The organism is Stenotrophomonas sp. Marseille-Q4652, assembly GCF_916618915.1.
GTDB lineage: Bacteria > Pseudomonadota > Gammaproteobacteria > Xanthomonadales > Xanthomonadaceae > Stenotrophomonas.
This window is the reverse complement of sequence record NZ_CAKAKE010000001.1, coordinates 2,794,905-2,811,106: the sequence shown is the minus strand read 5'-3', so window position 1 is coordinate 2,811,106 and position 16,202 is coordinate 2,794,905. Positions and strand designations below refer to the sequence as shown.

Genomic DNA, 16,202 nt, shown 5'->3' with positions numbered 1-16,202 from the left:
GGATGTAGTGGGATGTCAGTGCATGTAGCGGATCAACGTGGGAGTGCTGGACAGACAGCGGCCGGTGCACCAAGGCACCGGCCGCGTTGCATCAGAAGCTGTACTTGGTGGTGAACTGGACGCGGCGGATGTCGCCCTTGTTGCCGTTCTCGATCTCGCGCACGCCGTACATCAGCTCGGCGCCCACGTCGACCTTGGGCATCGGCGTGTAGAACACGTTGCCGCGGATGGACTGCACGCTCTTGGTCACCAGGTTGCCGGTGATCGCGGACTCGTTGTCGTAGTCGCTGCGTGCATAGATCAGGTTGGTGCGCAGTTTCGGGCTGAAGGCATGGCGCCAGCCGACGTAGCCCGCCATCACGCCGGTCGGGTTGAGTTCGTCGCGGATCGCGTCGTAGGCGCTGTCGGCGGTGATGCCCAGGCCGACATAGCGCGAGATGCCTTCGCCGCCGGTGAGCTGGTAGTGCAGCGTGTCGCTGCTGCCCATCACCCACTTGCCGCCCAGGGTCAGGCCGCCGGCCGCCTTGGTCGCATCGGCGCCGGTGGTGGTGTTGTCGACCTTGAGCTGGCGCAGCAGGCCGGCCACCCCGAAGGTGCCCCAGTCACCCTTCCAGCCGTAGCGCAGGGTCAGGTCCGGCAGCGAGCCGCGGTCGGAGTTGCCCAGCCCGATCAGGGTGGTTTCCGGGTTTTCCAGCGCGACCGAGAAGCCGCCGTTGGTGTAGCGGATCTGCGCCTGGCGCACGAACAGCACGCCGTCGGTCGGGCCGACGAAGTCCACCGCCTCCGGCAGCGAGCCCGCGTCCATGAAGTTGGACCAGGTCTGGCCGGCCAGCCAGTTGTTCCAGTACATGTAGGCGTGGCGCAGGGTCACGCCGTAGGTGTTGGTGGCGGTCTGGTTGCCCAGCGAATTGCCGAAGAAGTCCATCTCCACCAGCGCACCGGCCTTGTCGCCGGACTCGGTGACATGGTCCACGCCAAGGTTGAAGCGCGAGAACTTGGCGTGGGCGTTGTAGTCCACGTCCGAGCGCTGGCCACTGCCGCCCGCGCCATGGACCGGGGTCTGGCCCGGCAGGTACAGCGCGCGGCCGGTGGCATCGTCGGCCAGCTGGCCATCGCCGGTCTGCGTGGCCAGGAAGTCGGCCTTGATGAAGCCACCGAACTTGAAGGTCGTGCCCGGCGCGGCGCCCGGGGTGACGGTAGTGGCCTGGATCGGCTGCTTGCCGGCCGGCACCACGGGGCGTTCGGCCTGCGCAGCCTGCACCTGGCTCACCTGCTCCTGTGCCTGGCTGATCTGGCCCTGCTGCTGTTGCTGGGCGGAGAGCAGCAGCTGGACCTGGCGTTCCAGGTCGGCCACGCGGGCCTCCAGCGCTTTCTCCCTCGGGGTCTGCGCAAGGGCCAAGCCCGGCGCGACCAGCGCGACAAACAGCGCAGCAGCCAGCGGCTTGCGCGTCGTCCTCACGATGCTTTGGTTCATTGGATTGCCTCTCTCCCGGTGGCAAGACGTTGCCGCGCGACAGGCACGGTCGGGCCGAGGTTGCGCGCCATGCGCCTTGCGCCGCCATTCGCCATTAGTCGAAGCACCCCCGGGCCGTTGCGACCATGGTCTAAGCCGGACTCCGCCTCGGCGCCGGATGGATGCGGCAAACTGGGCCGTCGGCCGCGCGTGCGCGGCACACATCGTCCAAGTGCAAGGTGAGGGTGCCATGGCAGATATCCATCCGGTCGATCCGCAGTTCGCCGCCAAGGCGAGGATCAACAAGGCCCGGTACGAAGAGCTTTACAGGGAGTCGGTCGAAAATCCGGAGGGGTTCTGGGCCAGGGAAGCCGAACGGCTGGACTGGTTCCGCAAGCCGACCAGGATCAAGGACGTCAGCTACGACCTGTCCGATTTCCACATCAGATGGTTCGAGGACGGCGAGCTCAACGCCAGCGTCAACTGCCTGGACCGGCAGCTGGAAAAGCGCGGTGACAAGATTGCGCTGCTGTTCGAACCCGACAGCCCGGACGCCCCTGCCAGGGGCGTGACCTACCGCGAGCTGTACGAGCGCACCTGCCGCCTGGCCAATGCGCTGCGCAACCTCGGCGTGGCCAAGGGCGACCGCGTCACCATCTACCTGCCGATGATCGTCGACGCGGCGGTGGCGATGCTGGCCTGCGCGCGCATCGGCGCGGTGCACTCGGTGGTGTTCGGCGGCTTTGCGCCCAGTTCGATCGCCGACCGCGTGGCCGACTGCGGCTCCAAGCTGATCATCACCGCCGACGAAGGCCTGCGTGGTGGCAGGAAGATCCCGCTCAAGGCCAATGTCGATGCCGCGCTCAAGCTGCCCGGCACCAACTCGGTGGAAACCGTGCTGGTGGTGCGCCATACCGGCGGCGCGGTGGAGATGCAGGCCCCGCGCGACCGCTGGTTCCATGATGTGGTCGACAGCCAGCCAGCGCAGTGCGAGCCCGAGCGGATGAACGCCGAGGACCCGCTGTTCATCCTCTACACCTCCGGTTCGACAGGCAAGCCGAAGGGCGTGCTGCACACCACCGGCGGCTACCTGCTGTTCGCCGCCTATACCCACGAGGCGATCTTCGACCTGCGCGAGGACGACATCTACTGGTGCACCGCCGACGTGGGCTGGGTCACCGGCCACAGCTACATCGTCTACGGCCCGCTGGCCAACGGCGCGACCTCGGTGATGTTCGAGGGCGTGCCCAACTACCCCAGCGTGTCGCGCTTCTGGGAAGTGATCGACAAGCACAAGGTCACCATCTTCTACACCGCGCCGACCGCGATCCGCGCGCTGATGCGCGAGGGCGAGGAGCCGGTGAAGAAGACCGGCCGTGCCAGCCTGCGCCTGCTCGGCAGCGTCGGCGAACCGATCAACCCCGAGGCCTGGCGCTGGTACCACGAGGTGGTCGGCGACAGCCGCTGCCCGATCGTCGATACCTGGTGGCAGACCGAGACCGGCGGCATCCTGATCAGCCCGCTGCCCGGCGCCACCGACCTCAAGCCCGGCTCGGCGACGCTGCCGTTCTTCGGCGTGCGCCCGGCCCTGGTCAATGCCGAGGGCGAGATCCAGGAAGGCGCCACCGAGGGCAACCTGATCCTGCTCGATTCGTGGCCGGGCCAGATGCGCACGGTCTATGGCGACCACCAGCGCTTCATCGACACCTACTTCCGCACCTACCCGGGCAGCTACTTCACCGGCGACGGCTGCCGCCGCGACGAGGATGGCTACTACTGGATCACTGGCCGCGTGGACGACGTGATCAACGTCTCCGGCCACCGCATCGGCACCGCCGAGGTGGAGAGCGCGCTGGTCAGCCATCCCAAGGTGGCCGAGGCCGCGGTCGTGGGCTTCCCGCACGACGTCAAGGGCCAGGGCATCTATGCCTACGTGACCCTGGTCGCCGAGGAGCAGCCCAGCGAGGAACTGCACAGGGAGCTGGTGGCGTGGGTGCGCAAGGAAATCGGGCCGATCGCCACGCCCGACCACCTGCAGTGGGCTCCTGGCCTGCCCAAGACCCGTTCGGGCAAGATCATGCGCCGGATCCTGCGCAAGATCGCCGAGAACGCGCCCGACCAGCTCGGCGATACCTCGACCCTGGCCGATCCCTCGGTCGTGGCCTCGCTGGTGGAGCAGCGCCAGGTGCGCTGACCCTGATATCCCGCGGGCAGCGGCAGGCGGTGGGAGGGACCGCCGCCGCTGCCCGTGGTTCCAGTTACTTTTCCTTTCCGCAAGAACACGCTCATGACCACCCTCCTCATCGCCGACGACCATCCCCTGTTCCGCGAGGCCCTGCGCGGCGCGGTGCAGCGCGTCATCCCCGGCGTCACCCTGCACGAGGCCGACAGCGTCGAGGCGCTGTACGCGCTGGCCGAGCAGCACAACGACGCCGACCTGGTGCTGATGGACCTCAACATGCCCGGCGCGCAGGGCTTCAACGCGCTGGTGCACATGCGCTCGCAGCATCCACAGCTGCCGGTGGTGGTGGTCTCCGCACGCGAGGAAGCGCGGGTGATGCGCCGCGCCCTGGACCACGGCGCGTTCGGCTTCATCCCGAAGTCGGCCGACTCGGACACCATCGGCCGCGCCCTGACCGCGGTGCTGGACGGCGAACACTGGATGCCCGAGGCCGCGCAGAGCGAACCCCCGATCGACGAGGCCGAGCGCGAGGTCGGCGCGCGCCTGCGCGAGCTGACCCCGCAGCAGTTCCGCGTGCTGCAGATGCTCGGCTCGGGCCTGCTCAACAAGCAGATCGCCTGGGAGCTCAACGTCTCCGAGGCCACGATCAAGGCCCACGTCACCGCCATCCTGCGCAAGCTCGGCGCCACCAACCGCACCCAGGCGGTGCTGATGGCCGGCAAGCTGGCCATTGATGGCGAAGGCATCGTGCTGCCGGTCGAAGAGGACTGAGCGGCGGCCCCCGCCGGGCCCGGATGATCCCGGATGATCCCGGTTGGCCCGGGTCGCCCGGCCAGACCTGCTAGAATTGCGTGATCCCTTGGGGAGTAGCCAGCTTCCGGTTCCCGGAAGCGGCCCACATCAACATGCTTGGCCATTGCGCCATGGTGTGGGCGACCGTCAGGTAGGCGAGACCAGCGGCGTGCGTGCGCAACGACGGTTGGGCGCGTGCGTACGCCGTGTCCGCCCCGCCCGACCCGTATACCGCATGTCTCCCATTTCGATCTTCTTCATTGGCCTGGCCATGTCGGCCGACGCCTTCGCAGCCGCCATCGGCAGGGGCGCGGCCATGGGCCGCCCGCGGCTGGGCGATGCACTGCGCGCCGGCCTGATCTTCGGCGCCATCGAAGCCATTACTCCCCTCCTGGGCTGGCTGCTGGGCAAGGCCACCGCGCAGTACGTGCAGGCCTGGGACCACTGGATCGCGTTCGGCCTGCTGCTGGTGCTGGGCCTGCACATGATCCACGCCGGCATCCGCGGTGAGGACCCGGAGCAGGAGGCCACCGGCAAGGCGCGGTCGTCCTGGCTGCTGGCACTCACCGGCCTGGCCACCAGCATCGACGCGGCCGCGATCGGCGTGGGCCTGGCCTTCCTGGACGTGCATATCGGCGTGGTCGCCGCGGTGATCGGCCTGTGCACCTTCGCCATGGTCACCCTGGGCGTGATGCTGGGCCGGGTGCTGGGCGACCTGGCCGGCAAGCGCGCGGAGATCATCGGCGGCGTGATCCTGATCGTGATCGGCGCCGGCATCCTCTACGAGCACCTGCACGCGGTCGCAGCCTGACGATCGCGCGGCGGCGACCTCAGCCGCCGTTGCGGCGCAGGACCACCTGGGCCGAGAGGAAGGCGCGCAGCGACGCCGGCTTGACCGGTTTGGTCAGCAGCCGCCAGCCCTGCTCGCGCGCGGCCTTCTTCAGCTCGTCGCGGCCATCGGCGGTGAGCAGCACGCCCGGCAGGCGCTGCGCGCTGGTCTCGCGCAGCAGGGCCAGGGTTTCCAGGCCGTCGAGGCGGTCGTGCAGGTGGTAGTCCACCAGCATCACGTGCGGCTCCCGGGCCAGCGCCTCCAGCGCCGCATCGACGGTGGAGGCGGTGATGACCTCCACCTGCCAGCGGCCCAGCAGCGCGCGCATGCCGTCCAGGATCTCCGGGTCGTTGTCCACGCACAGCACGCGCAGGCCTTCGAGCGATTCGCCCACCGGCGTGCCGGCGATCTCGCGCCCCGGCGCCGGCACGACGCGCTCGGAGGCACGCACCCGCGGCACGATGATCCCGAACATGCTGCCGTGGCCGACGCGGCTGCGCGCCTGCAGCTGGTGGTCGAGCAGGCGCGCGATGCGCTGGCAGATCGACAGGCCCAGGCCCAGTCCCTGCTCGCCCCAGTCGAACGGCTGCTGGTAGCGGTGGAACTCGTCGAAGATCTGCTGCATGTGGCGCTCGGGGATGCCCGGGCCGGTATCCCACACCTGCAGCTCGACGTGGTCGCCGCGGCCGCGCAGGCACAGCACGATGCGGCCCTGGCGGGTATAGCGCAGCGCGTTGGCGATGAAGTTCTGCATCACCCGGCGCAGCAGCCGGCGGTCGCTGCGTACCCACAGCGGGCGCGCGTGCACGTGCAGGCGCAGTTCGCGCGCGGCGGCCACCGGCGCGTACTGCGCGGCCAGCTCGTGCAGCAGCGCGCTGGCATCGAAATCGGTGTGCTTGGCCTGCAGCGCACCCGCGTCCAGGCGCGAGACGTCGAGCAGGCCGTCGAGCAGTTCCTCGGCCGCGCGCAGCGAGGCATCCACGCGCTCGGCCAGGTGCTGCTGCTCGGGATTGTTGTGCTCGCTCTCGCGCAGCGCCGAGGCGAACAGGCGCGCGGCGTTGAGCGGCTGCAGCACGTCGTGGCTGATCGCGGCCAGGAAGCGGCTCTTGGACTGCTGCGCGGCCTCGGCGGCCTGCGAGCGCTCGGCCACGCGCTGTTCCAGGGTCTCGTTGGCTTCCAGCAGCGCGCGTTCGGCACGCTTGTAGTCGGTGATGTCGTTGTAGCTGGTGACGTAGCCGCCACCTGGCAGCGCCTGGCCGCGCAGCTCGATCACCTTGCCGTCGGCACGGGTGCGCTCGAACACGTGTGGCGAGCCGGCGCGCATGTGCGCGATGCGGCGCGCGATCTGCTGTTCGATGTCGCCCTCGCCCAGCTCGCCGCGCTCGGCGTTGTAGCGGATCAGGTCGGCCACCGGGCGGCCGACGTAGAGCATCCCGTCGGGGTAGTCGAACATCTGCTGGTAGCGTCGGTTCCATGCGGTCAGGCGCATGTCCGGATCGACCACGCTGACCCCGGCGCTGATGTTCTCCAGCGTGGTGGACAGGATCTCGCGATTGAAGCGCAGCTCCTGCCCGGCCTCGTCCAGCACCGCCACCACTTCGCCCAGGTCCATGCCCGAGCCGCGCAGCAGGCTGGTCAGCAGCAGGCGAGAGGACGCCGCGCCGATCGAGGCGGCGAGCATGCGCTCGGTGAACTGCACCCAGATGCGGTCGGCCGCCGCCGTGTCCTGCAGTTCGCGGCCCAGCACCTGCGCCTGTTCCTGGAACGAGCGCCGGGCATGGCGCTCGCCGACCACGCGCGCGGCCAGTGCCAGCAGGTCGCCGACCTGGACATGGCCCGGCCAGTCACCGCCGACCACCGGGCGCTGCGCATACGGTTCCAGGAACGGCGCGGCGCGCAGCCGCTCGGCCACGCCCGGGCGCCAGCGCGCGGACACCACCATCATGGTGAAGGCGTTGACCAGCAGTGACCAGAACGTGCCGTGGGTCAGCGGATCCCAGCCGGTGAGGCCGAACAACTGCTGCGGACGCAGCCAGCGCAGGCCGAACGGACCCTCGTCCAGCCACGCCGCGTCGATCCAGCCACCGAGGGTGAGCGCGGGCAGCAGCAGGGTGTAGAGCCACACCGCGAAGCCCAGCACCATGCCGGTCTCCACGCCACGGCGGCTGGCGCCGCGCCAGTACAGGCCACCGATCAGGCCGGGGGCGAACTGCGCCACCGCGGCAAAGGCCATCAGGCCGTAGGAGGCCAGCGAGCTGTCGTTGCTGCTGGAGCGGTAGTAGCCATAGGCGGCCAGGCCCAGCAGCAGGATCGCCCAGCGCCGTATCCACAGCACCCGCGAGGCCACCGCCGCCGCTTCCTCGTGGTCGTCACTGCGACGCAGCAGCAGCGGCATCACCAGGTCGTTGGAGATCATTGTCGCCAGCGCGATCGAGGACACGATGACCATGCCGGTGGCCGCGGAGAAGCCGCCGACATAGGCGATCAACGCCAGCGCGTTGCGGCCTTCGGCCAGCGGCAGCGCCAGCACGATCGAGTCGTTGGCGATTTCGGCATTGCCGCCGAACAGGGTGATGCCGGCGGTGGCGATCGGCACCACCATCGCCGAGATGATCACCAGGTAGCCGGCGAACAGCCAGCGCGAACGGCGCACATCGCCGACGGCGCCACACTCGACCACCGCCACGTGGAACTGGCGCGGCAGGCAGATGATGGCCAGGAAGCTGAGCAGGGTCTGCGACACCAGCCCCACCGGCGCGCTGTGCTGGAACAGGGTCTGCACCGAATCGGTGACCGCCACGTCGCGGTCGGTCAGCCACAGGTAGGCGAACAGGCCCACGGCCACCATCGCCACCAGCTTGATCACCGACTCCAGCGCGATGGCCAGCATCATGCCGTGGTGGTGCTCGGTGGCATCGACCTGGCGGGTACCGAACAGGGTGGCGAACAGCGCCATCAGCAGCGCCACGTACAGGGCGGGATCGGTCAGGAAGCTGCCGCTGCCATCATGCCCGGTCAGCACCCGCAGGCTCATCGCCACCGCCTTGTACTGCAGCGCCAGGTAGGGGATCACGCCGATCAGGGCGATCAGCGCCACCAGCGCGGCCAGCCGCCGCGAGCGGCCGTAACGGGAGGAGATGAAGTCGGCGATGGAGACGACATTCTCGCTGCGCGCGATCAACGCCAGCCGCTCGATGATGCGCCAGCCGAACAGCATCAGCAGGATCGGGCCGACGTAGATCGGCAGGTAACTCACCCCGCTGCGCACCGCGGTGCCGACCGCGCCGTAGAAGGTCCACGACGAGCAGTACACCGCAAGCGCCAGGCTGTAGACCGCCGGGCGCAGCCACGGCCGGTCTGGATACATCGGGCGACGGTCGCCCCACCACGCCACGCCGAACAGCAGCGCGGCATAGCCGAGCGAGACCAGCAGCAGTATCCAGCTAGAGACCAAGGGCGTCCTTTCCGGGCACGGGCGCGAGGCCGCAGTGTACCCAGTGCGGCCCCGGGAGGAACGGCTGCATCAGCAGCCGTCCCGGGTTGCCACCGGCCCTCGCCAGCTGGGCGGTGGCGAGGGTGCGGGCTTACTCGGCCGGCACGCCCATCTCGGCCAGCAGGTCGTGGGCCGGATAGACCTTGTCCATCAGCCAGCGCAGGTAGCGCATGTCCACGTGCACGGCACGCTTGTAGCGCGGGTCGAACCACCAGCTGGCGCTGACCGACTCCCAGTTGGAGTCGAAGTTCAGGCCGATCAGCTCACCCTTCGCATTGAGCACCGGCGAGCCGGAGTTGCCGCCGGTGGTGTCCAGGTTGGTGAGGAAGTTGACCGTCTGGGTCTTCAGCGCCGCATCGGCGGTGTTGCCGAAGTCACCCTTGGCGATGGCGTCCAGCAAGGGCTTCGGCGCGTCGAACGGCACCGTGTTGGTGTTCTTCTCGACGATGCCGGCCACAGTGGTCACTGGCGAATAGCTCACCGCGTCACGCGGGTGCAGCGCCTCGACCTTGCCGTAGCTGATGCGCAGGGTGCTGTTGGCATCCGGGTACACCGCACGGCCCTGCTTTGCCCGCCAGTCGAACAGCGCCTGCATGTAGGCCGGGCGCAGGCGCAGCTGCTCGCCCTGGCGCTGCTTGCTCCTGCCCTCGGAGTCGAGCTGGGCGGCGACCAGGGTCGCGGCGGCGGCCAGCAGCGGGTCGGCGTCCAGCGCCTGGCCGTTGCGGGCACGTTCGAAGCGCGACAGGCGCTGCGCTTCCTCGCCCAGCCGGGTCCCGGCGTACAGCGCGTCCAGGCGCTTGCCCAGCTCGGCCGGGGTGCGGCCGAACACCTGGTCATAGCGCGCATCGCGCTGCGCATCGGGCAACTGCTGGTAACGGGTCAGCAGCGCGGTCAGCAGGGCCTTCTCGACCGTGGGGTCGTAACGGCGCTGGACCTGCTTGAGCACTCCTTCGATCAGCGCGTGGTCGCGCTGCTGGTAGCCGGACTCGCGCTGCGCATCGGGCTTGGCCGATTCCACGCGCAGGCGCTCGAGCAGCAGCGCCGAACGCAGCAGCTGGGTCTGGCTGGAGATGGTGCCGAGCAGGAAGTCGCTGGCACCCATCTCGACCTCGGCTTCCAGCGTGGCGAACAGGGCGTCGATGTCGGCCTTGTACTTGCTGTTGGTGGCGGCCAGCATCGCCTGCTCGTCCTGCGCCCGCAGGTTGCGTGCATCGCTGCGCAGCAGCCCTTCCAGCTCGCCGGCGGCGCGCTTGCGGTTGTTCTTCAGGCCCTGCAGCTGCGAGGCGTAGCGGGTGCGGACGTCGGCGTTGTCCTTGCCATGGGCCTCGACGATGTCGATCAGCTGCTGGAACACCTCGACCCGGCGCGGCAGCACGGTCTCGATCTGGTTGGCGAACTCGGCCGCGGTGCGCAGGCGGTAGGTGGTGCCCGGGTAGCCGGCGAGCATCGCGTAGTCGCCTTCCTTCGGACCGTCCAGCGACATCTTCAGGTGTGCCGGCGGCTGGTAGGGGACGTTGTCCTGGCTGTACGGGGCCGGCTTGCCGTCCTTGCCGACGTAGGCACGCAGCAGGGTGAAGTCGCCGGTGTGGCGCGGCCACATGAAGTTGTCGATCTCGTCGCCGTAATTGCCGATCGCGCGCGGCGGCGCATAGACCAGGCGGATGTCGGTGAGTTCGAGCTGGCGGATGCGGTAGAAGTCGCTGCCGTAGTACATGTTGGCCACCGAGCAGCGCACGCCGCCCTCGGCCTCGCAGTCGCTGACGATGCGCTTGGGCGCGCGCTCCACCGCCTCGTAATAGTCACGGCCGGTCTTGCCGCGGGCGTCCTTCAGTACCTCGTCGGTGACCTTGTCGAAGCCCACCGTCACCAGCACGCGGTAATCCGGGTTGGCCGCGCGCTCGTCGCGGCGGCCCTGGGCGATGAAGCCCTCGTCGATCAGGTTGTGTTCCTTGCTGGCGTTGTACTGGATCACGCCATAGGCCACGTGGTGGTTGGTCAGCAGCAGGCCATCGGGCGAGACGAACGCACCGGTGCCGCCGCCCACGCGCACCACCGCGCTCAGCGGCGCCGCGGTTACGTCGGCCAGGCCGCGCGGGTCGCCCTTGAAGCCGGCCTGCTCGAGGGTCTTGGCCAGCTCCGGCAGCTGGGTCGGCATCCACATGCCCTCGTTGGCCTGGGCACCCATGGCCATTCCCATCCCCAATGCCAGTGCGGCAGCCAGCGGTTTGCGTGTCATCGGAACATCCCCGGATTCAGAACAGGGCACGACAGTAGCGAGCCGGCCGTGACGGCGACAACCGCCAACGGTCACGGTCGCGACTATGCTGGGACCCATGCGCCCGTCCCGTTGGCTCCCGCTGCTGGCCCTGACCCTGCTTCCGCTGGCGGGCACGGGCTGCCGCGGGCCCGCGCCAGCTGCGGCGGTGGCCACGGAGTGGACCATCGAACCCTGGCCGTTGCCGGCCGACGCACAGGCCGCGCAGCCGGACCTGGTGCGCACCGGCAATGGCGACCTGCTGCTGTCGTGGATCACCCCGCAGGCCGATGGCCACCTGCTGCGCCACGCCCGCTTTTTCCGGGGGCAGTGGCAGCCACCACGCACCATTGCCGAAGGCGCGGACTGGTTCGTCAACTGGGCCGACGCCCCGCACCTGCTGGCCAGCGCCGACGGCGCGCTGTGGGCGCAGTGGCTGCGCAAGTCGGCCTCCGCACCCTATGCCTACGACGTGCTGCTGGCGCGCTCGGCCGATGGCGTGCAGTGGAGCGCACCGCTGACCGTGCACGACGATGGCACGGCCGGCGAACACGGCTTCGTCTCGCTGTGGCCCGAAGGGCCCGACGGCATCGGCATCGCCTGGCTGGATGGCCGCAACGCCGGCGGTGGCCATGGCGGGGAACACGCACACGCCGGCGCGGCAATGCAGCTGCGGGTGGCCCGCATCGACGCCACGCTGCGAAAGCACGACGAGCAGCTCCTGGATGCGATGACCTGCGACTGCTGCCAGACCGCGGCGGCCGCTACCGCCAACGGACCGCTGCTGGCCTGGCGCGGCCGCGACAGCCGCGAGATCCGCGACATCCTCGCCGCACGCCGTGATGGCACCGGCTGGAGCCGCCCGGCGCCGGTACATGCCGACCGCTGGAAAATGCCGGCCTGTCCGGTCAACGGCCCGGCACTGTCCGTGGCCGGCAAAGAGGCCTGGGTGGCCTGGTACACCGCACCGGCCGGCACGCCCGAGGTGCGGCTGGCGCACAGCCACGACGGCGGCAGCTCCTTCGCCGCGCCGCTGGGTGTGGACCGCGGCGACGCGGTACAGGGCCGGGTGCGGGTGGCCGCGGTCGACGATGGCGCGTGGGTGGCCTGGCTGCGCGAGGACAGCGAGGGCCAGTCGCTGTGGCTGGCCCGCTTCACGAACACCGGGGAGGAGGCTGCACGCCTGCAGGTCGCCCGGCTGCAGGGCCGCGGCCGCGCCACCGGCTTTCCGCGGCTGCTGGCCGAAGGCGACGGCGTGCGCCTGGTGTGGACCGACGTGGTCGACGGGCAGCCGGCGCTGCGCGGTGCGCACGTGCAGCGCGCGCCGTAGTCAGCCACGCCGGCCGCCAGGCAGCCGGCCTACTTCTCCCGCCGCCAGTTGACCGAGCCGCGGTTCTCCACCGTGCTTGATTCCAGTTCGACGTCAAAGCCACGGCGCAGCAGGTACTTCAGGGTCAGCACCGAACCGGCGCCGATCAGCGACACCCCGTAGCCGACGTAGAGCCTGGGCGAGAGGTACTTGCCGACGCCGACCACCGAACCGCCCAGCACGCGCGACTGGCTCACGCCGGCATCGTCGAAGCCCAGCCGCGCACCCAGCTGCGAGGCAAGCAGGCCGCTGCCGGCCGACAGCGCGGCCGAGGCGGCGTTGACCTGCTCGGCCTGGTTGCCGCTGGCGCCGCTGAGGCTGCGCCCCAGCACCAGATAGGCCAGCGATTCGGACTGCGACATCGCCGGGTCCGACCACACGTCCGCACGCGGCGCCAGCGCGCGGCCGGTGACGTGGATGCCGGCGGTGACGTCGCCGATCACGCGCTCGGCGCGGATGTTGATGCGCGGGTCGGACACCACGTGGTTGCTCCACACCAGCTCGCCGCGGGCGATTGTCAGGTCCTGGCCATAGGCCTTGTAGCGGCCGCTGACTTCCAGCCCGCCGGTGGCGGTCATCTCCCGGCCCGGCCGCGCGCGCACCTGCATCTTGCCGGCCAGCGCGCCCTTCAGGCCGAAGCCGGACATCTTCACCTTGTCGCCGAGGGTCACGGCCAGGTCCATGTCCAGCGGCGAGGACGGGCCGGCCTCCGGATCGACCGGGTCCAGCACCACCACGTCCTCGGACACCGAGGTGCCGCGGTCCAGGCGCTCCAGGTCGATGTCGGCCTCGGGCACCAGCACGCTGCCGCGCAGGGTCAGGGTGCGGTCGATGATGGTGAAGTCCAGGTCCGGATGGGCGATCGCACGCAGCTCGCTGGTGTTGGCGATCAGCACGTCCTTGCCGGTGATGTGCAGCTGCAGCGGCGTGGCATCGCCAAACCAGGACAGGCCGCCGTCGACCACCAGCGTGCCCTCGCCCGACCTGACCGAGGCATTGATCCGCGCCGAGCCATCGGGCTGCGCGGTGAAGCTGCCCTTGCCCTCGCTCAGGTTCAGGCCCAGCGCCGGGAACTCGCCGGTGAACTCGCTCAGCCGTGCGTCGCCGCCCAGCGAGGGCGTGCCGCGCGTGCCGCGCAGGCTGACATGGCCCTCCAGCACGCCCTGCGGCCGCACCAGGTCCGGCGAGAACAGCTCCAGCCAGTACAGCCGCGACATGTACAGGTACAGCTCGCCGGTCAGCGGCGCGGCCGGGTCCCAGCCGGTATCGACGGTGGCATCGACGTAGCCATCGCCCTGGAAACCAATGCCGAAGCGCGAGCGGATCTTCTGAGGGTTCAGCTCCACGTCCCAGGAGAAATGGTCGTAGCGCACCAGTTCGCGCCGCGCGTTGTCGCCCAGGCGGATACCGCCTTCCAGCGAGGCCACCTTCAGGCCGCCCTGCCAGGTGTTGCCGGCCGGGCGCAGGTTGCCGTCCAGGGTGAGCTCGCCGCGCAGGTGGATGCGGCGCCCGGCATTGGGCGGCAACCACGGCTGCACCAGCGCCAGCGGCAGCGCGTCGCCGCGCACGCTCAGGCCCTGCCGCGGCCAGTCGGCCGACAGGCACAGCGCGCCGCCGGTGTCGGCGCCCAGGCAGGTGTCGGACAGGGTGATGCGCTGTCCGGCCACGGCGAAGGTGGACGGCTGGCGCAGCTGCCACGGCGCGCCCTTGGCCGGGGCGATGCGCAGCCCGTCGAGCATGCCCTGCCACTGCTCGCCGCGGCGGGAGAGGTTGCCGCGCAGCGCGAGCCTGGCCATCTCGTTGTCGACCTGCGCGTTGATGCGCAGGTTCTGCAGGCTGCCGCGGGTATCGGCCTCGACCTGGTCCAGCAGCATGCCGACGTCCAGCGCGCGTGCGCGCAGTGCCAGCGCCCCGCCCTCGCCCTGGGCGGGCAGGCGTCCCTGCAGGGTGATCGAACCTGCGCTCCAGTCGTTCCAGCGCAGGCCGTTGCCGGCCAGGTCGACGTCGATGTCCGGCGCGCTGCGCGGGCCCTTGATCAGGGCAGTGCCCCGCACGCTGCCGCTGGCGCCGGGCAGCAGGTCGTCCAGCTGCAGCGGCTCGAAGCGGGCATTGATGTCGAGGCGGTCGCCCACGCTGCCGCGTGCGTCGATGCGGCTGTTGCCCACGGCCAGCGCGACTTCGCCCTGGCCGTGGCTGCCGCGCAGGTTGAAGCGTCCCTTGCCGTCGAGCGGACGGCCACGCAGCGACCCCTTGATCCCGGGCACGTTCACCCGCGCCTCGAAGCCGGGGCTGGCGAGGCCGGGTGCCGGTGGCGGCAACTGGCGGCCATCGCTGGCCAGCTGGCCGGACAGGCGGCCATCCCAGCCGGGCACGAAATAGCCGGGATCGAAATTGCCCAGGCGCGCGGCCAGGTCCCATTCCAGCACCGGCGACCAGCCGATGTTGCCGGTCACGTCCAGCTCGCCGCCGGGCGTGGTGGCGCGGAACTGGCGCAGCTCCACGGCCTCGCCGGCGCCACGGCCATCGACCTGCAGGCGGGCCTGCTGGCCGTCGCGCTCGACCTCGGCGGTGCCGACCACCGCCCAGTGCTGCAGGTTGCCGGCCACGCCCAGGCGCGCCTCGAGCAGCTCCACCGGCACCGGCTGCGCGCTACCGGTCTCGGCAGCCGGTTCGAAGCGCAGGCCGGCGGCGATCACCGAGAAGCGGAAATTGGCGTTGTCGCGATCCCGCAGGTCGGCGGTGCCGTTGAGCACGGCGCGGCCATCGAAGGCGTTGACCACCAGCGGTGCGACGGTAAGCACCTGGTCCTGCAGCTTCACCCGCGACGGCTCCAGCGACACGTCCAGCTCACCGCGGCGCAGCGAACCCTGCAGGCGCGCATCGCCGCCCTTGCCGCCGGCGCTGAAATCAAACGCCAGCGGTTCGCCGGCGGCGGCGTCGCCCGGAGGCAGCAGCAGGGCCAGGTCGAGTTCCTCGCTGCGCGCCTTGAGCTCCCACACCGGATCCTCGCGACCGGTGAACACCAACTGCGCATGCAGCGGCTGTGGCGCCTTGCCGGCCAGTGCGACTTCCATCCGCGCCAGGTCACCGCGCGCGGCCAGGCCCAGCGTGGCCGGGGTGCGGCCAGCGGGCGCGGGCAGCCGCGCCGAGACCACCAGGTCGGTGTCGTAGTCGCGCACCGGCAGGTAATGGCCGTGCACGCGGAAGTCGCCGCGGTCGCTCTGCACCTGCAGCTGCTGCGCGCGCAGCTCGCCATTGGCCAGCTCCAGCCCGCCGCGGATCTGGCTGATGTCGATCACCGGCTCGCCAAGCTGGGTCACGCGCAGGCCGTCGACGATGATGGTGTCGGCCTGGATCGCCAGGGGCATCTCCACCTGCGGCAGCGATTCGGGCCAGGACGGCAGCTCGAACGGCTCCTCGCTCCTGCCAAGGTTGAGCTGCGCGTCGGTGAGCTGCAGCGCGTCCAGGCGCAGCTTGCGGCCCAGCAGCGGGCGGATGTCCGGATCCAGGTAGGCCCGCTTGGCCGCGAAATGGATGTCGGTGCCCCAGCGGAAATCCACGTCGTGCAGGATCAGCGGCCCGGCCAGCGGACCCTCGGCGCGCTCCCAGGTCAGGCTGGCATCGGCCGGCAGCCGCGCCACCACCTGCGCCATCAGCACCTCGCGGCCGGCCACGGTCTGCAGCAGCCAGTACAGCAGCAGCAGGCCCAGCACCACCAGCGCGGTCGCGCCGATGGTGCTGCGGATCGCCAGCACCCGCAGCCGCGCCTTGCGACGCGCGCGCAGTTCGGCGATGCGCGCCTCGCGCTCTTCCGGGGTGGGCTGGTCCGG

General features: G+C 70.3%; 8 protein-coding genes and 1 riboswitch. Of the genes, 4 read left to right on the top strand and 4 right to left on the bottom strand.

Annotated elements, in window-relative coordinates:
- Positions 1-91: 91 nt before the first annotated feature.
- Complete coding sequence (locus LG380_RS13225) at positions 92-1,474, bottom strand: DcaP family trimeric outer membrane transporter (RefSeq protein WP_225765705.1); 1,383 nt, start codon at positions 1,472-1,474, stop codon at positions 92-94.
- Between the two features lie 229 nt (positions 1,475-1,703).
- Between LG380_RS13225 and acs the strand changes: the two genes are divergently transcribed.
- From acs to LG380_RS13210, 3 genes are all read left to right on the top strand, one after another.
- Complete coding sequence (gene acs / locus LG380_RS13220) at positions 1,704-3,647, top strand: acetate--CoA ligase (protein WP_225765703.1); 1,944 nt, start codon at positions 1,704-1,706, stop codon at positions 3,645-3,647.
- A gap of 93 nt (positions 3,648-3,740) precedes the next feature.
- Positions 3,741-4,406: a response regulator transcription factor gene (locus LG380_RS13215; RefSeq protein ID WP_225765702.1), complete on the top strand. Its 666-nt coding sequence runs from the start codon at positions 3,741-3,743 to the stop codon at positions 4,404-4,406.
- 85 nt (positions 4,407-4,491) lie between these two features.
- A riboswitch (yybP-ykoY riboswitch) is annotated at positions 4,492-4,616 on the top strand.
- 46 nt (positions 4,617-4,662) lie between these two features.
- A complete protein-coding gene (locus LG380_RS13210; protein ID WP_225765701.1) occupies positions 4,663-5,238 on the top strand; it encodes a manganese efflux pump MntP family protein in 576 nt (191 codons plus the stop codon).
- A 19-nt stretch (positions 5,239-5,257) separates the two neighbouring features.
- On the opposite strand, the gene LG380_RS13205 is transcribed toward LG380_RS13210, so the two are convergent.
- Positions 5,258-8,710, bottom strand: coding sequence for a PAS domain-containing hybrid sensor histidine kinase/response regulator (locus tag LG380_RS13205; protein WP_225765700.1), 3,453 nt, complete (start codon positions 8,708-8,710; stop codon positions 5,258-5,260).
- 130 nt (positions 8,711-8,840) lie between these two features.
- Positions 8,841-10,985 carry a S46 family peptidase gene (locus LG380_RS13200; protein WP_225765699.1) on the bottom strand — a complete coding sequence of 715 codons (2,145 nt, stop codon included), beginning with the start codon at positions 10,983-10,985 and terminating at the stop codon, positions 8,841-8,843.
- 97 nt (positions 10,986-11,082) lie between these two features.
- Between LG380_RS13200 and LG380_RS13195 the strand changes: the two genes are divergently transcribed.
- A complete protein-coding gene (locus LG380_RS13195; protein ID WP_225765698.1) occupies positions 11,083-12,333 on the top strand; it encodes a hypothetical protein in 1,251 nt (416 codons plus the stop codon).
- Between the two features lie 29 nt (positions 12,334-12,362).
- Here the strand turns inward: LG380_RS13195 and LG380_RS13190 are convergent, their stop codons facing one another.
- Entirely contained in the window at positions 12,363-16,133 is a 3,771-nt protein-coding gene (locus LG380_RS13190) for a translocation/assembly module TamB domain-containing protein (protein ID WP_225766626.1), read from the bottom strand.
- Between the last annotated feature and the right edge of the window lie 69 nt (positions 16,134-16,202).